The following is a 26,028-nucleotide window of genomic DNA, read 5'->3' as shown; positions in this document are numbered from 1 at the left end:
GTCCTTATTATTTAGTCTTGGCTATATTGCGCAGTGGCAGTAGCTGCTTTAGCTGCGGTGGTTGCACCTTCAGCATCATCATAAAGATCATCATCGCCGTACTCATCATATGATTCTTCATAAGACAGTCGCTCTTCTAATGCCTGTTTTTTAAGTTTGGCTTCTTGACTGATGTCTGATAGCCAAACCGTACCATCAAATTCTCCTGCTGTGCTAAAGCTATTCGCAAATTTATCATTCAATGGATGCTCAAATGGTATGTTAGAATAACGCACCTGACCCACAGTCTCAACGCGAATCTGCTGCATCGCATCATCAAATCTACCAATCACTTGCATGCCAACGATTTTGCCTTGGCGATTCAGGTAAAAGTAATTCGCCTGATGAAAGTCCACGGGTAAAACACCTTCAATGATCTGCATCAGACCGCCCAGATCACGCGTGTGATAGCCGTCATTGATGATCGCCAAGTCGTCAATGGCGCGCTTGATGTTATCGCCCTTGTCGCCCTGTTCGTACACTTCAGGATGTGCATCAACGTATGATTTTAAGGCTTTACCAATGTGCTTGATGATCACACCCATGAACTGACCCGTTCCATAAGCGTCAAAATTCACCTTAATAGCGCGACTCGCTCCAATATCTTTGGCAAATTTATCATCGCTGATGTCAATAGCGGTAAATTGATCGCCATCAAGCTCATTAAAGGCATTTAGAACGCCTTTTTGGGTCGCATCATAGATCACCGTCATCGGCAGTTGATTATGCAGATCATTTGGTAGTGTAAAGGTTATCTCTTGATCAGGCAGTTCATTGGGTAAGGGTGCATGTTTTGGGGTGAGCATGGCGATGACCGGCAATAGTGCAGCGACATCTGCCTTGGCTTTTGAATGTTCGAAGTCTAACAGAACAGGCAACTGAATCGACTGCTCGGCGGTGGGAGAGTAGTAATCCATCGAATACAGCATCTTGCTTTGGCGCTGCTGCGGACGATGGTGACTAAGTATGGTCAGCGCTGTGTTATTATAACGATACAGATTCTGAGCGAGCACCTGCTCAGGTGATACTTTCATATGATTTAGCATGCTGCCTAATACACTACCAAAAATGTTCGGCATCTGACCCGCCGGCAGGCGAGGTTTTCTTCCTTCTTGTTGTGCAGCTTTCATACTCTTATAGGCATCGAACCATGATGAGATGCGAGATTGTGGTTCGTAATCATCATAGCTGCCATAACCATGCACGGCTGAATACTGCTCTGACGTGCGGACAGATACTTCTGATAGCTCATTAATCGGCTCAGGGTTGTAATCCTTATCGGTATTATCCTTAATGGAGCCATCAACACAATTGATATAGCTGATGTAATTATCAGCGAACTCTTCTTTGTTTTTATCGTATGATTTACCACGCGCGAATAGCTTTTGCACTCCTGCCTGATGTGTCAATGCGCACTCTTTTCGAGCAGCGATTAATTTCAAATCTTGTTCAGAAGTCTGATTCAGATAATCCCATGGCTCAAGCGCGCGATTAAAATTATCCACTTCATTGCACACAAAATAATCCATGTACACCAAATTATAATAAGCATAGCTGTCGTCATCGTAAGATTTGGTTTGGCGATTTGGTGCAAGAACTTGGCGAACGCCTTTGTCGAAATTCAGCGCGCAGCCACGGAAATGCGCCACATCGGAACTGATATAACCAGAGCCTGATAACAACTTCTCATCTTCAACGGACTGGTTAAATACTTTTTGACAATCACTGATGGCTTTTAGTTGGCCTTTTACCGCTTGCTTGCTTATGCTAATATTTGGCTCATCTCGTACCAAATCATCAATTTCATATGAAGCTAAGGCAATGCAGCTATGGAACCCGCTAATCGCACTGTTCGCCAGACTACGCTTGGTATGATAATCGCCTTCAAACACCAAACCTTCGCCTCGTGTTACGGTGCTATCAGGTGTGCGACCCAGCTGCTCATCATCATAGCGCAGATAAGGCAGCTCGGACAAGCTATCATCCATGCTATCACTATCAGCGTAAATATAATCCGTGCTTGAGCGATAATAATCTGGCTCGTAGCCTTGAATGTCCTGATTGGTCTTGTGTTCGTAGGTCTTAATCGCGCTGGCGAGCAAAGTATCTGCCGAAGCATCGACACCATCAGGGTTGCCGATGCTTACTGCCTTATAGTGATACGTGCCTAACGTATGTCTTTCTGATGATAAATGCGCCGCCAGTGCTTCGGTCAGCATTGCCTTGTTACGCACGATGGGCGATGATACCTGATCACTAAATAATGCACGGGCATCAGCAGCATGACTGCTCGCCAAATTGGCTTGTGCCATATTGGCGGTATTTGAATCGCTGAACGTACTGGTATTTTGACAAGCGGCCAGCATCGCTGCACCTACCAATAGCACGCAAGGCTTCAATAAAGTCTCAAATCGACCACTTGATTGGCTTATTTTCATCATTATTCCCTAATCTTCATCAAAAATGATACTCAATTATACTAAAATATGACGTAAATGCGACAATTTTTTAAACGATTGATATAAAAATTTCACAGTTATTAGCAACAAAAAAGACCTTAGGCAATCAAGGTCTTTTTAGATTTATTTGTCAAAATAAGCAATGAGCATTTCGAGGCATTTTTTTGCTTTGGTGGGCATCTGCTCTTTGGCGACAGTAGATGCGCCTAAGGTCAGTGTTGGCAGCTGATAATCAGCAAGCACTGGCACCAATTTACCCGACTCGATGAGCGCCTTAGCGTTCAATTCGCTTGACTTAACGATGCCATAACCCGCTGCTGCCAAATCAAGCGCGATGGCTTGATTGTTACTCATCAAGCGTGACGAGACACGGATGCTAAATTTATCCTCGCCTTTTTGAAATTCTAGATTCTCGTTTTGTTTGTCACCATGGGTGATGAAGACGTGTGATGACAGGTCTTTTGGCGCGCCGATGGCATCATGCACATCTAGATAACTTGGCGACGCAAGCAACAACTGCTTGACTTTAGTCAGTGTTACGCCTTGCGGATTTTCTTCTAACACAACCGCCAAATCAATGCGATCTTCAATCATGTCAAGCTCTTCGCCGCGTGCGATCAAATTCAAAGACAGGTTCTCATGCTCGTCAAGCCACGTACTCAGCGCAGAAATCAGATATTCGCGCGCAATCTCTGGCGATGTTGCGATACGAAGACTGCCTGCAATCTCATCCTTTAATTGACTAACGCTGTCGCGCCCTTGCTCAACCGCTTTTACCATCTGCAAGGCGGCGGTATAAAGGCTTTCACCTGCTTCGCTCAAGCTTAGTTTTCGCGTTGAGCGATGTAGTAGCGCCACGCCCAAATCCAATTCAAGAGAGCGGATCTGCTGACTGACAGCACTTGTTGTAATACCCAATTCTTTGGCAGCACCACTAAAAGACCCATGCCGCACCACGCTGGCAAAAACTGCCATACCACGCAAATTATCTAACATACTCGACCTTCAAAGTTATTCCAAATCCATCAGGGCAGGCTGGCTTTTATGATGCTGTTTTGGTTATCTGCCAAAATCTCTCTATACGCTTGCCTTAATTTCCCCGTTACACAAACCAGTCAAATGTATATTATAACAGAGATTATGTGCAATTAGTAAACAATTTATACATATTTTTTGCATAAAACGCAACAAATCCACGTATTTTGTAAGGATTTAGTAATAATTTTCACATATTAGGTCAAACAGCCGTCAATTTCTTATAATTATTTATTAAAATCAATAATTTAAATATGTTAAATATGGTAAATATGGTAAATATTAATCATCTAAGGTTAATTTCGTTCCTGATAGGATGCGCGTATCTTCTCCGTGGTCATCAATGAATCCTTGCTGCCACAAGGTCTGTACCACAGGGCTTTGGATGATTTGATTTTGAGCATCTATCATCACCTGAGCATCGCGCTTTTTTTGTAATTGGTAAGGAATGTCTGCTTTTTCTGCAACATCCAACAATGGCAAGTCGTCTTGAAGTTGCATGTTCGGTAGTCGCTCGGCGATTTTGGTTTTGGCAGAGTTAAAGCTAACGTCCACCTGCGAGTTATGGCTGTCCACATGCAGCGTGCTTTTGCCATCTATTTCCCCCACCATGCGACTGCTGTGCAAGAGCGCCAACTCGTCATTGTTGAACAGATGCTCTTGACGCGCCAATGCCAGCCAATAATCCCATTTTTGTGCCGTCCACTCGCCTGATAGCTCAACCTGAGGTGCGATCAGTTTGGCTTTTAAGGCTTGCTTTGGGTTAGTGGCTAAGTTTGTTTGGTTGTCAGCTAAAAGCGTTTGAGAAATCAGCTCATCTTGTTGATTGATTGCATCATTGGTCTCAATAGGATTTGCAGGTGATGACTCTAAAGCCATCTTCTCTTGGATGTCGATTTGATCATCGACGATATGACCACCAACATCATCTGATGGTTCTTTGTATCCAATCGTATCATTAGAGGAAAATTCAGCGGATGGTTCAGCCTCAACTGTCTTAGCATCGCTTTGTTTGCCATCGTAAGTCAGCTTTTTAGAAGCTGGATCATGCAAGTTTAGTTCAATTGATTCTTCTTGATGAAGTTCATCTAATGACAGGTCGTTGTCATGGGCTACTGCATTAATCTCGTTATCAATCTTAAGATCATCAGTCTGTAATAGATTTTCACCATTCGTATCATCGCCATGAGCGACACCTGTAGAAGAATGATCATCGTGAGATTGATTACCATCAGGCGATTCTACATCTTTAATGTCAGAGCCAACTACTGGTGCGCCCTCAATGTTTAATACTTCATTCGTCAAAAGCGGACGAAACGCAAGCAATCGCAAAATTCCCATCTCAAGTGCCTGCATCGGTGTGGTCGCCAGGCGCACGCTGTCACGCGATTTGATGGCGATCTCATAATACAGCTGCAACACATCAGCAGGTATCTGCGCAGATAGCTGGGTGAAGGCTTGTTTTTGTGTATCATTCTTATCAAGTGGCACCGGCAAGAACTGCATCATGGCAAGTTCATGCAGGCTATCAACCAGTCTATCAAGTACCGCGACCGCATCCACCATCTGAGTGCGTAGTCTTGAGATATGATTTGCCACGCTACTTCGATTATCCAGATAAATATCCTGTATCAGGTTAATCACATCTAGCCCGTCCACAAGCCCCAGCATGCTGACCACAGTCTCGTCATTCAGGCTGCCACCGCCAAAAGCAATGGCTTGGTCAGTTAATGACAGTGCGTCACGCACCGAGCCTTTGGCGGATTGTGCCAACTGCCAAACAGCATTATAACTATAGCTGATGTTTTCATTTTGAAGTATTTTACTTAGATGCTCATGCAAAAGCTCTTGCGACATCGGACGAAGCACGAACTGTAGACAACGCGATATGATCGTAATAGGGAGCTTTTGGGGGTCGGTGGTCGCTAGGATAAATTTGACATGCTCAGGGGGTTCTTCTAGTGTTTTTAACAGAGCATTAAACGAGTGTGTGGAGAGCATATGCACCTCGTCAATGAGATACACCTTGTACCGACCTTGGGTGGGAGCGTAAGGGACATTTTCTAACAAATCCCGAGTGTCTTCTACCTTGGTGCGACTTGCCGCGTCAATCTCAATCAGGTCAATAAACCGCCCATTATCGACGCTCACGCAGGTGTCACACACACCGCAGGGCGTGCTGGTGATGCCCGTTTCGCAGTTTAGGCACTTTGCCAAAATCCGTGCAATGGTCGTCTTACCCACGCCACGAGTACCTGTAAACAGATAAGCATGGTGCAATCGCCCTGTATCAATGGCGTGCGATAGGGCTTGGGAGACGTGGGTTTGCCCCAATAATTCACTAAAATTTTTGGGGCGGTATTTGCGTGCTAAGACTTGGTATTCGGACATGACGGTTTTAGTAATAAAGTATTAGGCAATTATACACTAAAAAACAACTGCTCTAAACCCAAAACCGATATTCAACAAACAAAAACAACCAATAAAAATCCAATAAAAAGCAGGCATACCACCTGCTTTTTTAATTACTAGATTAACCTTTGTGTCTCATGTGCGGAAATAAAATCACATCACGAATACTTGGTGCATTGGCAAAGAGCATCACCAGACGGTCAATACCAATGCCCTGCCCTGCGGTTGGCGGTAAGCCGTATTCTAAGGCTTCGATAAAGTCGGCATCATAGTGCATCGCTTCGTCATCGCCTGCATCTTTTTCAGCAACCTGCTGGCGGAAACGCTCGGCTTGGTCAATGGGGTCGTTGAGCTCACTAAACCCATTGGCAAGCTCACGCCCACCGATAAACATCTCAAAACGGTCGGTAACGTGTGGGTTGTCATCGTTACGGCGGGCCAGTGGCGACGTTTCGGCAGGGTATTCGGTGATGAAAGTCGGCTGGCGAAGTTTGGTTTCTACCGTCTCTTCAAAGACAATCGTCTGTAATTTACCCAAACCAAAAGACGGCTTAACTTCTTCTTTTAATTCATTTTTGACAAAATTCGCTAAAAATTCACGGTCATTGACATTGTCGGCGGTAAAGGTTGGGTTATGTTCCAAAATCGCATCAAACATCGTGATTTTTTTGAATGGGCCTTTAAAGCTGAACACTTCATCGCCATAAGGCAGATCGGTCGTACCCAAAATATCAGTTGCTAATTTTTCAAGCATACGCTCAGTTAAGCTCATCAAATCCTTATAATCAGCATAGGCTTGATAAAACTCAATCATCGTAAATTCAGGGTTGTGGCGAGTGGACACGCCTTCGTTACGAAAGTTGCGGTTAATCTCAAACACACGGTCAAACCCACCGACAACAAGGCGTTTTAGGTACAGCTCAGGCGCGATACGCAAAAACAGCTCCATATCAAGGGCATTGTGGTGCGTTACAAACGGACGAGCAGACGCACCGCCGGGGATAACGTGCATCATCGGCGTTTCTACCTCCATAAAACGCTCGCCCACCAAAAACGCCCGAATGCCCGCCACCACTTTGGCACGGATTTCAAAGGTTTTTCGGGTGTCTTCGTTTACCATTAAATCTAAATAACGCTGACGATATTTAACTTCGGTGTCGGTTAAGCCGTGAAATTTATCAGGTAAGGGGCGTAACGACTTGGTTAAAAGTTCAAAATCTTCTAGATGAATGTACAAATCACCCTTGCCCGAACGCCCAATATAACCGCTCGCCCCGACAATATCGCCCAAATCTAAGGATTTAATCAGCTCCAAGGTCTCGGCAGGTAGCCCTTTTCTATCCACATACAACTGAATACGCCCTGTCATGTCGCTAATCACGATAAACGAGCCACGGTTTAGCATGACACGCCCAGCGACTTTCGCACAAGTCTTATTGCCCTCTTCTGCGTCTGCTTCTAGGGTTGCTTTATCGACATTGGCAAATTTGTCTTGCAAATCGGCACAATAGTCGGCAGGTTTAAAGGTGTTTGGATAAGCGGTTTTGCCTTGCTCGCTTGCCTTTTGTTTTAATATATCTAGCTTTTCAAGACGTTGGCGAATGAGTTCGTTGGTGTCGATAAGTTCGGTTTGAGGTTGGTTATTTGACATAATTACGCCTTAGAACATTACATTAAATTTTAAATTTGGTTAACTATTGCTTCTGATACTGATTTACTTCCAAGCCAACGCTTTAAATCCCAATCGATCAGCCTAGCACGATCAAGAGATTCAATCCACACACAGTGTCAGCACCTGCCCGCTCTCGATAAAGCTGCGACAGCCAAACGGATTGTTATCTACTTTACATACGCCTATGATTGCCTTGGTTAGCTTGAGCCCATTATTCAATTTTGGCTCACATCTCTCACTTTGGCAATCATCGCCTTTGGTGCACATTTCACCTGCATCGGGATAAGTGATGATGCATTTATCAAATTGTAGCATACCCACCTTCTTCACCTTGCCACCTTGTTTTTGACATTCGTCAATCTCGGCAGGGCTTGCGTTTTTAGATTGAAATTTTACTTCTTTGGGTGTGATTTTCTCATTTTCTATATTGGGTGAGTGGGCACAGCCTAATATGGAAAACGCCAATATCATCACAAGTTTCAATCTCATTATATTGGTCTCACGATTTTTTGATGGTTAAATCCACCAATTTCATCACAACTGGTCTTAGTATCGCCACACAAACAAAAGCAATGGGAAAGGCAATCAAATACGCGCCAATCACACGTGTAAAATACTTACCACCAAAGCCAGTATTCACCACAGCCGACACCGCCGACATCAAGAATGCCATGATGCCAGACATATGAACGCAAAGACAATTGGCGTAAATTTGGCAGGAATAAAACCTTTCATGCTGTACGCTCTTAGTTATTCACCACCAACGCTAGCCATTAGGTCAGCTTGGTGTTCACGCAAGAGTGCATCCAATAATTCCCCCAAATCGCCTTCCATAATGGCATCTAGCTTATAAAGCGTCAGATTGATACGGTGGTCGGTCATGCGTCCTTGCGGGAAATTATAGGTGCGGATACGCTCGGAGCGGTCGCCTGAACCCACCAAATTTCGTCTCATGTCGCTTGTGGCGTCAAGCTGGGCTTGGACTTTGGCTTGTTGGATTTTGGCGACAAGCATTTTCATCGCCTTGTCTTTGTTGGCGTGCTGTGAGCGTTCTTGTTGGCATTCGGCAACCACGCCTGTGGGAATGTGAGTGATTCGCACGGCAGAATCAGTGGTATTGACGTGCTGACCGCCAGCCCCGCTTGAGCGATAGGTGTCAATGCGTAGGTCAGCAGGATTAATATCAACCGTATCATCAAGCTCAATCTCAGGCATAATGGCAACCGTACAAGCGGACGTATGTACACGTCCCTGTGACTCGGTGGCTGGTACACGCTGAACCCGATGAGCCCCACTTTCAAATTTAAGCCGTCCATACACGCCCACGCCCGACACTCGGGTGATGATTTCCTTATAGCCACCATGCTCGCCTTCGTTAGCAGATAAGACTTCCACCTGCCAACCTTGACTTTGGGCATATTTTTGGTACATACGGAACAAATCGCCACTAAATATCGCCGCTTCATCACCCCCTGTCCCTGCTCGAATCTCCAAAAAGGCGGTCGCCTTATCGTTGGGATCCTTGGGCAGCATTAGGACATTTAGCACATCGCCCAGACGCTCAATCTCAGCTTTGGCAGCATCAATCTCTTCTTCTGCCATCTCTTTCATGTCAGGGTCGGACAGCATTTCATTAGCAGTTGCTAGGTCTTCTTCAGCCTGGCAAAACTTTCCCCAAGCGTCCACAAGCTCGGACAAATCGCTATGCTCAACCGACAAGGCACGGAATTTCTTACTGTCGCTGATCGTGTCAGGGTCAGATAATAAGGCGGTCACTTCTTCAAATCTGTCCGCCATTTGGTCTAGGCGGTGGCGTAGGCTCTCTTTCATAGTATTTATAAGCTAATTTTAGACGGGTTATTTTGCCATATTTTGACGGTTTTTGCATTAAATTTTTGGTATAATCCGCTCAATCTTTTTTAAAATTTAAACCTACCAGATGAATACTTCTTCCCATGCGCTGATTTTAGACACAGAGACCACAGGCACCAAAGACCCTCATGCCACCGAAATCGCATGGCTTGAGATTGACACCTTTCTTATGCCGACAGGTCAGCATTTTAACGCTCGGTTCAACCCTCAAAAACCCATCGAATACGGCGCCAGCAAAGTCACTGGCATCTATGATGAAGACGTTGCAGAATGCCCGCCCCACACCAGTTTTGTCATGCCACAAACCACCTATCTCATCGGTCATCACATCAGTTATGATCTTAGTGTTCTCAAAAATGCAGGCGTTGATATATCAAATATCAAGCCGATTTGTACCTGCATACTGGCGCGGAAATTTTTTGATGAGTTGCCCAAGTTTAGCCTTGGCGCGCTACTGACGCACTTTTATCCAGATGATAAGCAGACTTATAAGATGCACGCGCATGGGGCGTATTTTGATGTGCTGTTTACCCATAAGGTGCTGATGGCGTTGAATGAGCGCATTGAAGCAGACGACTTTGAGACGCTGTTCTTGAATTGCCTGCCTAAGAACATGCCATTTGGCAAGCACAAAGGCAAAGAATTCAAAGACATACCGTCTGATTATAAGCGATGGCTTGCCAGACAAGACATTGATATTGCGCTAAAGACGGCGCTAGAATGCTGATTATCTCTTGACAAGCCAAACACCGCTTTCGATGTGATGCGTGTAGGGAAATTGATCAAATAACGCAAAACGCTTGATTTCATGCGTGTGACATAGCATCTGCAAATTATCGAACAGTGTATCAGGATTACACGAGATATAAATAATATTCTCAAAATTCGCCAAAATCTTTAACGTCTCATCATCAATTCCTGCGCGCGGCGGATCAACAAATACAGCATTAAAATCGTAAGATTTGATATCGATATCGCTCTCGGCCAATCGTCTAAATTCACGTTCGCCATTATGCGCCTGACTGAACTCTTCGGCAGACAGACGCGCGATGGCAATGTTCTGGATGTCGTTATGGTCAATCGCCCATTTGGCTGAGTTTACCGATGATTTTGCCAGCTCAGTGGCAAGCACTCGATTAAAATATTTAGACAATGGCAGGGTAAAATTGCCATTGCCACAGTACAACTCCAGCAGATCCCTCTGGTCATTTTGGCTGATTTTGTCCGCTACATCGCAAGCAAAATTTAGCATGTGGCGACACACATAAGCATTAGGCTGACTAAACCCACCTTCAATCTGCTGATAATAAAAATCCTCGTCTTGCCCCTTAATGCTCACCGTCATCTTCTCGACGACGAAATCATCGGACAATACTAATTTTTGTCCGCGGCTACGCCCGATGAGCTTGATGTTTAATTTATCGGCCAAATCGCTTGCCAAAGCTTGCCATTGTTCGTTCAGCTTCTTGTGGTAGATGAGCGTAACCAGCATTTGTCCGTTCAAGGTATTTAAAAAATGCACTTCAAATAATCGCTCTGACAACAGCGGATCAGCTTTAAGATGATTAAGTAAAATCGGCATCAGCTCATTAATCGCCCTGCTCGCTATGGGAAATTCATCCATGCGTGCGACGCTTTTATTACCAGAATCATTGCGCTCGAACATCGCATAGAACAAATCATCTTCGGTGTGCCAAATTCTAAATTCAGCACGCTGACGAAAATAACTGACAAGCGATTCATAGATCTCTAGGGTTGGGGGGTTAAACTGTGCAAACTGCGATTGAATGCGGTCAATCTTAGCGGACAACTGGGCTTGGTAGGCTTGAGGATTCATCATATCAATATCTAAATAAAACATGCATTATAACAGATGCTAAGCCAGACAACAAAATATTGTCATCCAAATTCACCATAAGGCTTGCGGTTAAACTTAGTAAAGTTCTGACCTAAAGGTACGATTTTATTTTTTTTAGTCTTTGGCGTCTACCATATGTATTATGTTAAATAAATTATAAAGAACAAAAAAACACCTCAAGCCAGTTGAGGTGTTTTTCAATGATTAAACTTTCTTAACGATGACAGAACCGATCGAATAACCTGCGCCAAATGAGCAAATCACCCCAAGATCGCCACTTTCAATGCCATCTTGATGCTCATGGAAAGCGATCATTGGGCTTGCCGAACTGGTATTGCCATATTCGGTAATGGCGATCGGCGCAATGGCTTTATCCGCCTCTTTACCCATCACAGTACGCAGGATTAGATCGATCATGTTGATATTGGCCTGATGCAGCCATAGGCGCTTAACTTGCTGATTATCAATGTTATTTTCTGCCAAATGGGTGCTGATGATTTCAGATACTTTTGGGCAGACCTCGCGGAATACTTTACGTCCTTCTTGTAAGAATAGCTTATCTGTCACAGGCTCTTTAATGTCAGCATGAATGTCTTGACCTGCTGCCAGATATTCACTTCTGTCCATGAATCCGTATTCGTTTTTGATATTGGCTGAGAACTGAGTGTAGAGCTTGCAGTCGAGTACTTCATAGCCTTTTGGTGTGCCTAGCTCTTCGACGATGGTGGCTGCCGCGATGTCACCAAAGATGAAATGGCTGTCACGATTACGCCAATTTAGATGAGCTGAGGTAATCTCAATGTTCACCACCGCCACACGCTTGCCAAAACCCGCCTTAATCATGCCAGCAGCCTGAGCAATACCAAAAGTCGCCGCACTACACGCCACATTGGTGTCAAAGGCAAAGCCACCCTTCATGCCGATGGCGTTTTGAATCTCGATGGCGATGGCTGGATACACGCGCTGAAAGTTAGAACAGGCGCAGATGATGCCATCTAAGTCTTCGCCTTTAAGTCCTGCAGTATCTAGGGCTTTTTGGAGTGCATCAACACCCATCTCCGCCATGATGGACAGCTCTTCGCCCAACTTGCGCGCAGGGAAAACTGGCGCCATGATTTCAGGATCTAGGATGCCTTTTTTGTCGATGACATAGCGAGACTTAATGCCTGATGCTTTTTCGATGAATTCAGCGGTAGAATGCTGCAACGCGACCTTCTCGCCTGCTTCGATCGCAGCAGCATTATCACGGTTATAATTATCCACATAGGTGTTAAAACTCGCCACGAGCTCTTCGTTGGTGATTTTGTCTTTTGGGGTGTGCAGCCCTGTTGCGGTAAGATAAATTGGCATAAATGATCCTTAGTATTATTCACTATTAATATAATAAACTGTCTTTAGTTTATCACAAAAGATGTAACCAGTTGTAAAATTTTATCACAACTTCCCTTAAATTAGTGAACATTTTTTCACTAATTTAAGGGTTTTTTAAATGGCTATAAACGACTTATTTTGTGTTTAAGTTTGCCCACAGTTTCTCAAGCCGCTTAGTGGATACAGGCGATTTTGTCTTCATGGGCTGAGCGAATAGATTGATGCGATATTCTTCAATGAGCCAGCGATATTCGGCGATCTTAGGATCATGCACACGATTGGCGAGTCGCTCCATGTGTACATCAAGCAGATACACCCCATCAAGATCAGCATCTAAGTTGTGAGTCAAGCGGTCCAATCGGGTGTTTAGTGCCTGCAGATAACGCGGATATTCTCGCCAGCGCATGACATCCGTGCGATATACAAAGTCAGACAACGCCAAATCGTCCAATTGATCCTCGACATCCTCAATGCTCTCACCAAAAATCTCATTATCTAGCATGAGCAGCTTACCGCGCGCCGTCTGCCAAGCGGTGTAGATATCTTTTAGAATTTTTAGGACGCCTTGACCCGTTAAGAGAAATTCACTCAAAATCTTATCTTGGGTCACGTTAAACTCATCAGCATCAAAAGGCAAATGCTCAACCAACCAAGACGTTTCATCATCAATAAGCGCACCAATGTGCTGACGAGCATCCTCGCTGGAGCTGTCGATGAATCTTGGCGCATGATCATAAAAACACGCCTGCAATGTTGCATCAACAACGATGGCTTTTAGCTTCTCAAGGTCGCCAAGTGGTGCGAACGCCAATTTAAATGTCTTATCCACCTGACTGGTGAGCTGCCTTTGTTTGGCACTAAGCTTTGATTTGATGAGCGCCAGCACGCCCTGCTTATGCGTGCTAAGGGCGGATTTTAGTTCGGTAAATTGGACAATCGACACCGCCGTGCCCACCTTGTCCGCCTTTAATGCAGAGAATTCTTGCATGACCACACCAGAAGTGTGTTTATTACGCACAAAATTAAAATGCTCAGGGAATGCATGGTGCAAGCCTTCTTCGACCATCACTTCTTGGCGAATGGTCGTGGTGTGGCGCGCTTTTAATCGCTCTAAGTCTCGGCTTTTTTCAATGATGTGATTCTTATCATCCACCACGCAGATGAGCGGTCTTAGATAGTTATCTACTTTGGTAAGATCAAAATCATCGGGGCTGACACGCACGCCTAGACGCAGTAGGTTATCAGACAGCTGATTTAGTAGCCCTACGCCGCTATCGGCATTTAATCTATCAAAAATCTTGTCCGTTGTATCTGGGATTGGAACGATTTGACGGCGCAGCTCTTTGGGCAACGTTTTTAATAGCTGAAGCACCAATTCATAGCGCCAACCTGCAACCCCCCACAGGAGCGCCACCGGGTCAATCTGAGATAACGCCTTGATCGGCACGCGCACAGTCACGCCATCATCGTCTGAACTTGGGTCAAAGACATAAGACAGAGGTAACTTAACCCCGCCCAGCTGCCATGTCTCAGGAAAGTCCTGATTGGCGTTGATGTTTTCATTGAGCACATCATCATCTTCAAAGAACAAGAAGTTAGGATTGTCGCTCGCTTTTTCATGATAAAATTCTTCAAACGCCTTACGACTGGCGATATGGTTAGGGATTTGCTGATGATAAAATTGATAAAGCCGCTCTTCATCCACCAACAGATCTCGGCGACGAAGCTTGTCTTCGATGCGCTCCACGTCTTTGATTTTGGCGGTGTTATGCGTTAGGAATTTGGCATTAAAACCATAATTATCCCCCACCAACGCATCTCGGATAAAGATCTCTCTGGCGTGCTCAATGTCCACAGGCTCGTAGTTGGTCAGCTCTTTGGCAACAACAATCAGCCCAAACAAGCTGATCTGCATATAGGCACGCACCCGCCCTGTCTTTTTTGACCAATGCGGTTCAAAGTAATGGTATTTTAAAAGATCTGCCGCCGCTGAGACAATCCACTCAGGTTCAATCTTGGCATTGCAGCGCATGTACACCTGAGAGGTCTCCACCACCTCGAACGCCATGAGCCAATCGACGCCTTTTTTGTGCAGGGTGCTGGCAGGAAAGATTCGCGCCTTTTGGCTGCGCGCCATGAGATATTCACCCAGCTTGTCAGTCTTATGCGCCACAAAGGACAAAAGCGCGGTTAATAATGCGCGGTGGATATTGGCGTATTGAATCGCGGCTTTATCAGGCACACCATTGGCACTGATAGATTTTAGCGCATTTAGGCTGACACCCTTGGTCTTTTTGATGCCTCTTTTATTTAATGATAGACGTGTGCCTTTTTTTGTGTCGATTTTTGGTGTATCTTTAGAATCTTGATCTGCGGGCTTTTTGATTTCAAAGCCCAATTCTGCCATCATCGCAGATAGCTGTTCATGGGTTTTTTGCCATTCACGGATGCGTGTAAAGCTAAGATAATGCTTTTTGGCAAAATTTCGCCTTGCATTGCTACTAAGCAGCTGGTTATCATTAGTCTCATGCAATCCAAACAACGCCTGATACAGCTCTAAATAAAACAAAAAGTCAGAATTATCACGGCGGAATAAGGCATGTTTTTGGTCGGCTTGGGCTTGTTTATTCAGCGGGCGCTCACGCACGTCCTGTACTGCCAGCGCAGATACGATGATAAGCATGTCCACCAAGCAGTCAAAATGATCACCTGCGACTAGCATTCTAGCAAGGCGCGGATCGATCGGCATCTTCGCCATCAGCTGACCGATTTTGGTTAGACTACTTGGGGTATTTTTGCGTTTTTTGATGGCGGTTTTGGTTGGCGCATCATGGATCGCCCCGAGTTCAAGCAGTAGCTTCTTGCCATCATTCACCAAACGAAAATCTGGTGGGGTAATGAAATCAAATTCAGCCACATCGCCCAAGTTCAACCGCGCCATCTGCAAAATCACACTTGCCAAATTGGTGCGTAGAATCTCAGGCTCAGTAAACTCAGGGCGCGCATTAAAATCCTCTTCAGAATACAAGCGGATGCACACACCATCACCGATACGACCGCAGCGACCTTTGCGCTGATTGGCCGCTGCTTGACTAATGGCTTCAATGGGCAGTCTTTGGATACGTGAACGGTAGTTATAACGGCTGATACGCGCAAAACCCAAATCAATGACGTAGCGAATGTTCGGCACAGTCAAGGCAGTCTCTGCGACGTTGGTGGCAATAATGATGCGCCGACCCTTGCCCGATGGCGCAAAGATTCTCTGTTGCTCAGCAAAACTCTGACGAGCAAAGAGCGGCAATACTTCGGTGTGCAGTGGCGCATACGTGGTCAAGATGTCTTGAAGCTCTCGAATCTGGGCTTCTGTACTGGCAAAAATTAGGATATCCGCCTGATGCGGATGACCTTTTTTGGCAGCATCATCTAAGCATTCAGCCACTGCAGCTGTCAAAGCTCTGGGCAGATTATCCTCAGCCTCATCAAAGGCGTCGTCGTCATGGCTGGCTATGATCTGATCGGTCAAAGGACGATAACGCACCTCCACAGGGTAACTGCGCCCTTCGACGCTAAATACAGGCGCAGGCTTGCCATCCTTGGCAAAATAATCAGCAAATCGCTGCGTATCTAGCGTGGCAGACGTGATGATGACTTTTAGGTCTGGGCGCTTTGGCAGCAGACTCTTTAGATAACCCAAAATAAAATCGATGTTAAGACTGCGTTCATGTGCCTCATCGATGATGATGGTATCATAACGCGTTAGGAACCTGTCTGAGCCAAGCTCAGCGAGCAAAATACCATCCGTCATCAGCTTAACGATGCTGTGCTGACCGCCCTCTTCGGTGAACCTCACCTTAAAGCTCACTGTCTTGCCCAGACTCTCGCCCAGCTCCTCACTGATACGCCCTGCCACCGAGCGCGCCGCCAGACGTCTTGGCTGCGTATGTCCGATTTGCCCTGTGATGCCGCGACCAGCCAGCATGGCAAGTTTGGGCAGCTGAGTTGTCTTGCCCGAACCTGTCTCGCCTGCGACGATGATGACTTGGTGATCTTTAATGGCTTGAATGAGTGTATCCGCCTCTTTGGTTACCGGCAGATCTTGATTCAAAAGCTCGGTCAGATTGGCAGGAATATTATCGATGCGCGCCTGCACGATCTTGCGTGAGCGCTGTGCGATCTCATCGAACCGTGCTTGTTTTTTTGTTTTGTCTTCGGCGTGGGCGTGCTTTATTTCTCTGGCAAGTCTGCTTAGATAGTATTGATCTTTGGCTAATATGGGTAAATTATTCATCGTTGTTCTATATTATTTGGTGATGTATTTAAGTTAAAATTTAGCTTCTGTTTAGATTATATAATATTGATGTTTGGCTCATTTATCATTGACCGAGATGTTGATTTATAATATTTCAAAGCTACCCATATCAACATACAAATCAATTGACAGGCAACCTTTATCAGATTTGGTAATATTGTAATGGACTTTTGGCAAGGGCGCAATTTTGTTCTTAGTGAATGCAGTCGATAATATCCACAAATAGGCAAGCACCCAAAACTATGATAAAATGATCCAAGTTTTAGCCCATCTGTGAGCCCCATGAGTAGCGCTACTTCCGATCAACAGCCAGTCAATATTCAGCCTGCAAGACTCACAAAATCCACCATTTTAATTGCCATCTTAGTGACGATATTGGTGCATTTGCTTGCAATCTTGGCGATGCTGTCGGTAAAGCCTGTCCAGCCGCCTAAGGTCAATGTTCTAGAAGCTCAAATTCTATCCCAAGCAGATGCCAAGCGCATTCGTTCGGTAAGTAGCACAGTCATTCAAAAATCCATTCATCATAATGTAGGCGACCAAGCAGAATTTCAACCGATATTCAGATCAAGCACACCCAGCAAGCCGAAATGGCAACCCATCCGAGACGTTCAGCAGCCAAGCCATCCGCCTGTATATGAGTATGAACACATCGAGCATCCGCCCATTGATGAAGCCATAATGACTTATGATACACAAGGATCGGCATCCATCGATACACCAACTGTCCAAGAAAGCACTACGCAGAAGACCACGCCCAGCGCCGACCTAAAACAAGCCGCAAGTGCTGCCACAGCGCGCATCATCATGGCATGGGAAAAATATAATGACACAGGCGGTAAGAAACTCATGGTCACGATACAGCTTGATGATGCAGGTAATGTCACGGGCGTTCGTGTTGGCAATGGCGATCAGGAGCTTGCCTCGAGTGCTACGGCGGCCATCTATGACAGCTCACCAATTAGCGAGATGGCAGGACTTAAAAATTCCCTGATCATTGAATTCAACAGCACTCAATAATAGGATATTATATGCACACAAAATTCATCTCACGATCACTAAGCTCGATATCCCTATCAGTAGCCTTAGCCATGTCAGTCACACCAGCTGCACATGCTGAAGATCTGGCACTAAAAGTCACAAAGGCAGGCAACACAAACCCAAACCAAGTGGCAATCGTGCCATTTCTGGGCAATCAAACCCTAAGCGACTTGACATTAACACATCTTAATAACACCGAATTAAAAAGCAGCGACAACAACCTACCCAACCATCCGCAGAACGCCGAAGATGTCATCAATAACATTCATGCATGGCGCAACACCGGATATCGATATGTGGTTATCGGTAGCAGCCATACCATCCTAGGCGACAAGACTGCAACCAATTTTGATATTGTCGATCTCGGCGCCGCCAAGCTCATCGGCGCGCGGCAAACACACATCTTTGGTACCAGCAGTCAAGAACTACAAGCCGCCGCGGTAGCTATTAGTAATAAGATCTATGCTGCCATCACAGGTACGACGAATGACTTAGTTGGTAAGATTGCTTATGTCGAAGAGACCGGCAAGGCCAATCAAAAAACCTCTACGCTTAAAGTCATGGATGTCGCCACGCAGAACGTTAAGAACATCGAAAATGTCAATGGATCCATATTAACACCCGCATTCTCACCAGATGGCACTAAGCTTGCCTACACCATACTGCGCCAAGATGAACTACCGCTTATCTATATTCAAGAGTTAAGCAGCGATCAAAAAACACTCGTCACGCCATTTAAGGGCAGTAATCTCTCGCCAGCCTTTTCAGCAGATGGCAACGCTCTGCTATTCTCAGGCAGCCATGATAACAACAACCCGAATATTTATCGACTTGACTTGCTTGCCAATCGACTCAGCACCATCACTCAGCTAGACGGTGCCGAGAATTCGCCATCGTATCTGCCTAACGGTCAAATCATCTTCACCGCTGATAATGGCACTCGCAGCCAAAGCATCTACCGCCTAAATAACAACACCCCAATTCGCATCACTGCAGGCGGCAGCCCTAGAGTCAGCCATGATGGCACACGCCTAGCCTACACTCAAGGCAGCAATCTGATCGTTGCAAATGTTAACGGCACCAACCCAAAAACCATCGCAAAAATCGGCACCGAAGGCATGGCAAGCTTCTCACCTAATGGCACAAGCATCGTCTATAGTACTCATATAGGCAACGACAGCAAGCTCATCATCAAGCAGCTAAATACAGGGCGTGAAATCATCCTACCTACCACAGGCATCATCAAAGATCCAACATGGTCAGCACGATGATGTCTAAGCGCATTTTAACTTTATCATTGATGGGCATTGTGACACTATCGGGCTGCCAGCACATTCAGGTGGCCAGAAGTCCTCTGCCCATCACATTGACACCGAACGCTGCCCAAAAGGCTGCGCTTAATGCCAACACACCTACCAAAACAGACAGCCCCATCATACTCACCCCAACCAACTCCCCCATAAAGAACAAATCCGCCACCAAGAAGGTCGCGGATTCACAAGGGTTCTATCTGTTAGAAAGTTGGTTTTAGACATATAGAGACAAACGATTGCTCTTAGGTGTCGATGTTTGGATTGTCAGCATCGGTGTATGAATTGGCATTGCTTTGTTGTTACAATATCAATACACCAATCATAACTTGACAACGATAGTCGCCATACGGCCAGTTGCGCTCTTGTTAGCGTGTGTTTGCGCACGATAAGAATAAAACCTTGGGTCTGTGTAAGTACACAGCGATGATTCATTCACGACCTGCACGCCGAGATTTTCTAGTTGTAATCTGGTTAATTTATCTAGATTTATCAGGCATTTATCATTATCTTGACTGTCTGCAATGATGGCTTGATACAGCTCATCGGCATTCATACCCACCAAATCACTGGCACACACCAAATTAACAATCTTATCAGCCAGCTCTCTGGTGATCTCATAAGCAGACTGACTGATGTGCGCACCGATGACCGCATGATGGCTGGTAGATGTATTCGATGCACGAATTTTTGATAAGGCCTTGGCAATGATGCCATTGGTAAGTCCCTGCCAACCTGCATGGATACATGCAACACTCGCATCAGCATTCGCATCATCAAAGATCGCCACAGGCACACAGTCGGCCGTCATAATAGCAAGCGCCTGCCCTCTGCACTTCGTTATGAGCGCATCTGCCGTATGTGCATTCATAGATGATGACTGATCAATATCCACAACGTTGTCACTATGCACCTGATCAAGCCAGTGAATGGCATTCACCTGACCAAGCTCGTTTAGCATTTTTAATAATTTCGCACGGTTTTGCAGGGCGTTGATATGGCTGTCGCCAACGTGCAATCCCACATTGAATTGCCCATATAGGTCACATCCAAATTTATTAAAATCGCCCGCCGTCGTCTGAGCAACTAATACGCGCGTCGTGCGATGTAGAATCATTAATTTATCGCCCATCCCAATCCTCACTAATCACATCAATCAGTGCCTGCATGTCATCAGGTAGCGGCGCATGAAATGCCATCTGTTCGCTCGTTACTGGGTGAATGAAACCCAATTTATAAGCATGCAAAGCCTGACGATTAAAAGATTTTAAGGCTTCTAGATGAATCCTATCCAAACCAGACTTGATGGGCGCACCATACACAGGATCTCCCACCAGCGCAAAGCCCAAATGCGACAGATGCACACGAATCTGATGCGTACGCCCTGTCTCAAGGCGTACATCAAGCAGACTATAACGTTCATGGATGGGAGTGGCTTTCATGATGTAAGTTACGGCATTTCTACCACCATCACGCACCGCCATCTTGGTGCGCTGAGTCGGATGGCGTGCGATGGGCAGATCAATCACCGAATGCCTCAAGATATCGCTAGGCACGCCTTGACAGATGCACTGATAATGGCGATACACGCTTTTGTCTTTTAGTTGCTCGATCAGATTCATCTGCGCTGCCTTAGTGCGTGCCACGACCAAGAGCCCAGTTGTCTCTTTATCGATGCGATGCACCAATCCTGCACGTGGTAGATGTGCGCTATCAGGATAGTGATAAAGCAGTGCATTCACCAAGGTACCTGTCCGATTGCCTGCCCCTGGATGCACCACCATGCCCGCTGGCTTATTAATAACCACAACGTCATCATCCTCATAGATGATATTGATGTCAATATTCTCCGGCAGATCTTCAGAATGATTCTCGATGACAGCACACAGATGAATCTCATCGTTTAACTTCACGCGATATTTTGGTTTTTGGGCTGCGCCATTAACCGTAAGCGTACCATCTTCGATAAATCCCTGTAGCTGCACCCGAGAGAAATCCTCAAACACCATCGATGCTAATTTATCAAGGCGAAAACCCACTTCATCATCCGTGACCCGATGGGTGAGATTTACGGTATTTTTGGCAGAGGTGTTTAATTCTTCATCAAATTCGCCATCAATGTGACTGTCAGGCATTATATTTTGTTCGGTGCTGTGCGTTGTCATTTTGTTACTTTTGATACTGCTTTATAAATAAGAAGATAAAATGGCTTGCCACTTTATCACATTTGTGCTTTTTTTTCTTGTCATAATCATCAAAAAATACAATAAGTCTTTTTTTGGTTTAAAATTGTGGTAAACTAACGAACGTTTATTTTTATTAAAAAAGTTTGCATTTGCATTAAGCATCATACGAGGACGATATGAAGACATCATTACAACTAAAAGTCATCACGGCTGTCATCGCAGGCAGTGTTGCCCTGACTGGCTGTAATACCCTAAAAGGCATAACTGGCAAAAAAGAAGAAGTTGTCAGCACCGCTGAAAAACCAGAAAGCGGCTACTATACCGATGCTCAAAATGCACTTGCTAAACAGCGTTACCGCGAGGCGATCACCGCATTAACGAATGTACGAACATTCTACCCAACAGGTCGATATTCTCAAGACGCTCTGCTTGATCTGATCTATGCTCAGTACCAAGCTAATGATTTTGAAGCGGTCACTCAAAGCACCGCAGAATTTATCCGCGCGTATCCAACCAGTCGCCACCTTGATTACGTACTGTATGTACAAGGCGTTACCAACATGGGTGGCTCACCTAAGGCATCACGTCTATTCAAGCTAGATCAATCACAGCGTGATACCTCTTGGTCGCGTCTGGCATTCAATGATTTTCAGACATTGGTTAATAACTTCCCTAACAGCCAATACGCACCAGATGCAGCGCAGCGCATGACAGCGATTTATAACGACTTTGCTGAGCATGAGATGACAGCAGCACGTTGGTACATTAAGCGTGAAGCGTATCTGGCTGCTGCCAACCGCGCCAAATGGGTATTCCAATACTACCCACAATCAACTGCTATCCCTGAGGCAGTTGCTGTGTTGGCGTATAGCTATGATAAGCTAGGCATGACCGATACCGCCAATCAATACAAAACCCTACTACAAATCAACTACCCGCAATACCTAGCCAACAACGGCGAAGTTCGCCTACCAAACCAAGGCGCGACATCTTGGGGTAAGCGCACATTATCGACGTTAAGCTTTGGTAAGTTCGGTCGTAGTAAGGATAAGTTTGAGCCAGCTTCTAGCAACTATGCAGGCGAAACGCGCGAACAGATCATCCGCCAAGGTCGAAACCTATCACTGCCTGTCACCACTCAGCGCCAGCAAGAAGAAGTAACACCAACCCAAAAGACGCATCGTCCACGCATCGGGTTGGGTCTACCAGCTCAAGAAGCTGAAGCGGGTCAAGCCAATGAGGTGCCACGTTAATATTTGTCATAGATAGACAAATACTTCTTGCAATCTAACCCAAAATCCCATAAATTAAACATTTGTGGGATTATCGTCTTTTTATTAGTAGCCAATCATGCCTCGCGTTCCTGAATACGTTATTGAACAGCTAAACAGTCAAGCCGATCTGGTCGGCATGATTCGTCGCCACACGATACTAAAGCCTGCTGGTCGCGAATTTAAGGGATGCTGTCCTTTTCATGGTGAAAAAACCCCCTCTTTTTATGTCGATCCTGAGAAGAATGTTTATCACTGTTTTGGCTGTGGTTCAAAAGGCAATGCGATTACCTTTCTAAGAGAGTTAGAACGGATGAGTTTTGGCGAGGCGTTAAAAGCCCTGTCTGAGCAAACAGGCATTGAGCTGCCCAAAGACGATGCCTTTGAAAAATCCATCAAATACAAAAAAACCAACATTCAAAAACCCAACACCACAAAATCAAACACCCCAAAGGCAAAGCAAACAGCACAGTCTGCACCCTCTCAAAACATCACGTCTAACACCAACACTGTTGATTTTAATCAGCAGCACCCAGAACAATCTGCAATCGTACGCGAAGACGTGTTTTATGATGATGTGTATGGCGATCATTATGAGGATTACCCATCGCCACAACCTGAGGTCACCAATGAGCAAGGCGATCTATATACACTGCTACGTCATATTTGTGAATTTTATAAATACCATCTAAAGAACAGCCCGTCAGCACTGGCATATTTTAGTTTGCGCGGTCTTAGCACAAAGACGATTGATACTTTTGAATTGGGTTATGCGCCATCAGGTTGGCAACATCTTGAAGAGGCTTTCCCGCAGGACATCGAGGGGCTAAAGCTACTAGGCTTGGTGCGCACTTCTCAGAAGGGTCGCGACTTTGATCTTTTGCGTGATCGCGTCATTTTCCCTATTAAGGACAAGCAAGGCCGCGTGGTTGGTTTTGCCGGTCGCGCACTTGGCGATGAGATGCCAAAATACATCAATTCGTCAGAATCCCCCGTATTCGCCAAGCAGCATATCCTGTACGGCCTGTATGAATCGCGGCAGGCGCGTCCCAATGACTATCTGATGGTAGAAGGCTACATGGATGTCATCGCGCTGTATCAAGCGGGTATCTACGGCGCGGTCGCACCGATGGGTACTGCTGCGAATGAAGGACAAATCGCCAATCTGCTAAAATACAATGACACGCTCACACTGTGCTTCGATGGCGATGGCGCAGGACAGCGTGCCGCTTGGCGAACTCTGGAAGTCGCTGCCCCCGTACTGCCCGATGGTAAACAGCTAAAATTTCTAACCCTACCCAACAACCATGACCCTGATACTTATATCAAAGCGCATGGCGCAGATGCGATGCGAGCGCAAATTGAAGGTGCGCTCAGTACATCAGAATACGTGTTTGACGCGTTAAGCTCACGCTATGATGTTAACCTGCCTGAGAACAAGGCGGCAGCCATGGCAAACCTAAAAGAGCTCACCGCAAAATTCCCCAAAGGCTCTAGTTTTAAATGGTGGCTAAATAACGACATCTATCGCCGTCTGGGCGCAAAAGATGAGCGTGGTCAGCGTTATATCATCGATAAGGCCGATTACGAAGCAAGTGTCAATCGCAATATTTTATTGTACTTGTGCTTTCTGTACGCACCGCATTTATTGGAGCATGATTTATTGGGCGATATTTTGACCGATTCGGGCGTGGTGGATGTACATGTGGATTTCGTAGATAAACTTGAAGCACATAATTTGCATCTGCCTGCATTGCCAACTTGGCAGTCGATCGGTGATGCTGCGCTATTTGAGCTAACTCAGACCATCATTCGCCTAATTCAACTCGGCAAAGATGGCTTAATCACTCCACTAATTCAGACCAACGATCGGCATACCATCGATGAGCAAGCGCATTTTATCATGGCAAGCCTACCAAACCATGCCTTGCATGACGTCTTGGTCAGTCATTGGCGAGAGTTCTTCTTGCAGATTGATGGGCACGAACCTCAGAATATTTCATTATTCTTCAATGAACTACTAAGCCAGGTTCTACAATATCATTTCAAAAAACAACAAGAACAAAGCAAGCACATCATCTTATCAGAGATTCATAAGCGGCGCCTACACGCACTCAGACAATGGGATAGCAACCAAAAAAGCTTACTCTCCAAATCCCTAAATTCATAACAGTAGCCCAATCAGATGGCTATTAAAGATGGCTAATCTACCACGCCATCATGCATCACTTCTGATACTCACTCATGACATAACACCGCACTGCCATGCTCTGTCAGTTCGCCACCGATCGCTTGACAAGCGTTAATCTGACGTGACTTATGGGCATACATGCCTGCCACGAAGCTAATAGCACAAAGCGCCGCAACCAATATCTTAATGCCAATATTATCCATGATTTCTGGTTTATTAGGCTGATTCATCATCAATCCATTATTCAAAAATTTTACCACCCTGCTCCACCGCTTGCTTATAAGCAGTACGATTTTCACAGCGGATAAGCCACGCCTTTAAATTATCCCAACTGCCAAGTCCGCCACGGCTTTGTAATGCCTTGACCGCAAAATACGCCTGTACGTCCGCTCCTGTAAAGTCATCTGCTATCCAGTCTTTATCCGATAGATGAGCATTTAACAACCCGAAACTTTGGGCGACATTATCATTAATCACCAAACCCTCAACCTTATCGGCAATCTTTTTGGCAATTGGACGCACCAATAAGGGCGATTTGGTGGCGACTTTTGACATAATTAATCGCATGACAAGCGGTGGCATCATGGAGCTTTCAGCAAAATGTAACCAAAACGCATAATCTTCCCACGTCTCATCGGTGGGCGATAATTTGCCGTCCGTATCATAGTATCGTAGCAGATATTCAATAATAAAGCCCGACTCGGCAAGCGTCCGCCCATGAGTTTCATCTACCAAAATCGGAGCTTTGCCCATGGGGTGAATGTCGGTTAGCTCTTTTGGAGCAAGGTGGCTTTTGGTACGGTTGTGTTTGATGACTTTAAAGGGCGTGCCGTATAAGGTGTTTAGTTCACACAACAGCCACAAGATGCGAAATGAGCGAGATTGATTGAGATGATGAAGAGTTAGCATAGGATTTCCTGTTGCGGAGATTGGATTATTATAATGCCGATTATTAAAAAATGTTAGCTTTTGCGATAAATTTATCAGCCCACCAAAACAAAA

The 26,028-nt window shown here is 45.5% G+C and carries 20 protein-coding genes; 6 read left to right on the top strand and 14 right to left on the bottom strand.

The features are described 5' to 3' along the window. Nucleotides 1-11: 11 nt before the first annotated feature. The 7 genes from AAX10_RS04615 to prfA all read right to left on the bottom strand — a co-directional run bounded on the left by AAX10_RS04615 (nucleotide 12) and on the right by prfA (nucleotide 9,447). Nucleotides 12-2,477, bottom strand: coding sequence for a hypothetical protein (locus tag AAX10_RS04615; protein ID WP_046699974.1), 2,466 nt, complete (start codon nucleotides 2,475-2,477; stop codon nucleotides 12-14). Nucleotides 2,478-2,621: 144 nt separating this feature from the next. Continuing rightward, a complete protein-coding gene (locus AAX10_RS04610) occupies nucleotides 2,622-3,494 on the bottom strand; it encodes a LysR family transcriptional regulator (protein WP_036362575.1) in 873 nt (290 codons plus the stop codon). Nucleotides 3,495-3,815: 321 nt separating this feature from the next. Next, nucleotides 3,816-5,924 (bottom strand): DNA polymerase III subunit gamma/tau, encoded by a 2,109-nt coding sequence (gene dnaX / locus AAX10_RS04605; RefSeq protein ID WP_046699973.1) that lies wholly within the window; start codon nucleotides 5,922-5,924, stop codon nucleotides 3,816-3,818. A 142-nt stretch (nucleotides 5,925-6,066) separates the two neighbouring features. Further along, a complete protein-coding gene (lysS, locus tag AAX10_RS04600) occupies nucleotides 6,067-7,596 on the bottom strand; it encodes a lysine--tRNA ligase (RefSeq protein WP_046699972.1) in 1,530 nt (509 codons plus the stop codon). Nucleotides 7,597-7,716: 120 nt separating this feature from the next. Continuing rightward, nucleotides 7,717-8,106 (bottom strand): hypothetical protein, encoded by a 390-nt coding sequence (locus tag AAX10_RS04595; RefSeq protein WP_149038853.1) that lies wholly within the window; start codon nucleotides 8,104-8,106, stop codon nucleotides 7,717-7,719. Nucleotides 8,107-8,116: 10 nt separating this feature from the next. Beyond that, the gene (locus tag AAX10_RS04590; protein WP_080947041.1) at nucleotides 8,117-8,302 is read right to left on the bottom strand and encodes a DUF2798 domain-containing protein; all 186 of its coding nucleotides are present in this window, start codon (nucleotides 8,300-8,302) and stop codon (nucleotides 8,117-8,119) included. A gap of 65 nt (nucleotides 8,303-8,367) precedes the next feature. Further along, a complete protein-coding gene (gene prfA, locus AAX10_RS04585; RefSeq protein WP_046698152.1) occupies nucleotides 8,368-9,447 on the bottom strand; it encodes a peptide chain release factor 1 in 1,080 nt (359 codons plus the stop codon). Nucleotides 9,448-9,556: 109 nt separating this feature from the next. Here prfA and AAX10_RS04580 point away from each other — a divergent pair, with 109 nt between their 5' ends. After that, the gene (locus AAX10_RS04580; protein WP_046699971.1) at nucleotides 9,557-10,216 is read left to right on the top strand and encodes a putative quorum-sensing-regulated virulence factor; all 660 of its coding nucleotides are present in this window, start codon (nucleotides 9,557-9,559) and stop codon (nucleotides 10,214-10,216) included. Here the strand turns inward: AAX10_RS04580 and trmA are convergent, their stop codons facing one another. The 3 genes from trmA to hrpA form a co-directional block, all read right to left on the bottom strand. Continuing rightward, nucleotides 10,217-11,326 (bottom strand): tRNA (uridine(54)-C5)-methyltransferase TrmA, encoded by a 1,110-nt coding sequence (trmA, locus tag AAX10_RS04575; RefSeq protein WP_046700614.1) that lies wholly within the window; start codon nucleotides 11,324-11,326, stop codon nucleotides 10,217-10,219. Nucleotides 11,327-11,551: 225 nt separating this feature from the next. After that, nucleotides 11,552-12,697, bottom strand: a complete 1,146-nt coding sequence (locus tag AAX10_RS04570) for a beta-ketoacyl-ACP synthase III (protein ID WP_046699970.1) — start codon at nucleotides 12,695-12,697, stop codon at nucleotides 11,552-11,554. A 154-nt stretch (nucleotides 12,698-12,851) separates the two neighbouring features. Continuing rightward, complete coding sequence (gene hrpA, locus AAX10_RS04565; protein WP_046699969.1) at nucleotides 12,852-17,006, bottom strand: ATP-dependent RNA helicase HrpA; 4,155 nt, start codon at nucleotides 17,004-17,006, stop codon at nucleotides 12,852-12,854. Between the two features lie 303 nt (nucleotides 17,007-17,309). Between hrpA and AAX10_RS04560 the strand changes: the two genes are divergently transcribed. The 3 genes from AAX10_RS04560 to AAX10_RS04550 are packed head-to-tail and all read left to right on the top strand — an operon-like array spanning nucleotide 17,310 to nucleotide 19,599. Next, nucleotides 17,310-18,047 (top strand): cell envelope integrity TolA family protein, encoded by a 738-nt coding sequence (locus tag AAX10_RS04560; RefSeq protein WP_046699968.1) that lies wholly within the window; start codon nucleotides 17,310-17,312, stop codon nucleotides 18,045-18,047. 11 nt (nucleotides 18,048-18,058) lie between these two features. Beyond that, nucleotides 18,059-19,339 (top strand): TolB family protein, encoded by a 1,281-nt coding sequence (locus AAX10_RS04555; protein ID WP_046699967.1) that lies wholly within the window; start codon nucleotides 18,059-18,061, stop codon nucleotides 19,337-19,339. Next, a complete protein-coding gene (locus AAX10_RS04550; protein WP_046699966.1) occupies nucleotides 19,324-19,599 on the top strand; it encodes a hypothetical protein in 276 nt (91 codons plus the stop codon). Before AAX10_RS04555 ends, AAX10_RS04550 begins: the two co-directional genes overlap by 16 nt. A 101-nt stretch (nucleotides 19,600-19,700) precedes the next feature. Here the strand turns inward: AAX10_RS04550 and pgeF are convergent, their stop codons facing one another. Both pgeF and AAX10_RS04540 read right to left on the bottom strand, forming a co-directional pair. Beyond that, nucleotides 19,701-20,510 carry a peptidoglycan editing factor PgeF gene (gene pgeF, locus AAX10_RS04545; protein ID WP_046699965.1) on the bottom strand — a complete coding sequence of 270 codons (810 nt, stop codon included), beginning with the start codon at nucleotides 20,508-20,510 and terminating at the stop codon, nucleotides 19,701-19,703. Beyond that, entirely contained in the window at nucleotides 20,500-21,543 is a 1,044-nt protein-coding gene (locus AAX10_RS04540; protein ID WP_080947040.1) for an RluA family pseudouridine synthase, read from the bottom strand. The genes pgeF and AAX10_RS04540 overlap by 11 nt, the downstream gene beginning before the upstream one ends. A 197-nt stretch (nucleotides 21,544-21,740) precedes the next feature. Between AAX10_RS04540 and AAX10_RS04535 the strand changes: the two genes are divergently transcribed. Further along, nucleotides 21,741-22,817: an outer membrane protein assembly factor BamD gene (locus tag AAX10_RS04535; RefSeq protein ID WP_046699964.1), complete on the top strand. Its 1,077-nt coding sequence runs from the start codon at nucleotides 21,741-21,743 to the stop codon at nucleotides 22,815-22,817. A gap of 97 nt (nucleotides 22,818-22,914) precedes the next feature. Further along, nucleotides 22,915-25,005 (top strand): DNA primase, encoded by a 2,091-nt coding sequence (locus AAX10_RS04530; protein WP_046699963.1) that lies wholly within the window; start codon nucleotides 22,915-22,917, stop codon nucleotides 25,003-25,005. A 68-nt stretch (nucleotides 25,006-25,073) separates the two neighbouring features. On the opposite strand, the gene AAX10_RS04525 is transcribed toward AAX10_RS04530, so the two are convergent. Together AAX10_RS04525 and AAX10_RS04520 are read right to left on the bottom strand one after the other, a co-directional pair. Next, nucleotides 25,074-25,256 carry a hypothetical protein gene (locus AAX10_RS04525; RefSeq protein ID WP_046699962.1) on the bottom strand — a complete coding sequence of 61 codons (183 nt, stop codon included), beginning with the start codon at nucleotides 25,254-25,256 and terminating at the stop codon, nucleotides 25,074-25,076. Between the two features lie 10 nt (nucleotides 25,257-25,266). Further along, nucleotides 25,267-25,935 carry a glutathione S-transferase gene (locus tag AAX10_RS04520; RefSeq protein ID WP_046699961.1) on the bottom strand — a complete coding sequence of 223 codons (669 nt, stop codon included), beginning with the start codon at nucleotides 25,933-25,935 and terminating at the stop codon, nucleotides 25,267-25,269. Nucleotides 25,936-26,028: the final 93 nt, after the last annotated feature.

It is taken from the genome of Moraxella bovoculi (genome assembly GCF_000988745.2).
GTDB classification, from domain to species: Bacteria; Pseudomonadota; Gammaproteobacteria; order Pseudomonadales; family Moraxellaceae; genus Moraxella; species Moraxella bovoculi.
This window is presented reverse-complemented; position numbering and strand designations above follow the sequence as displayed.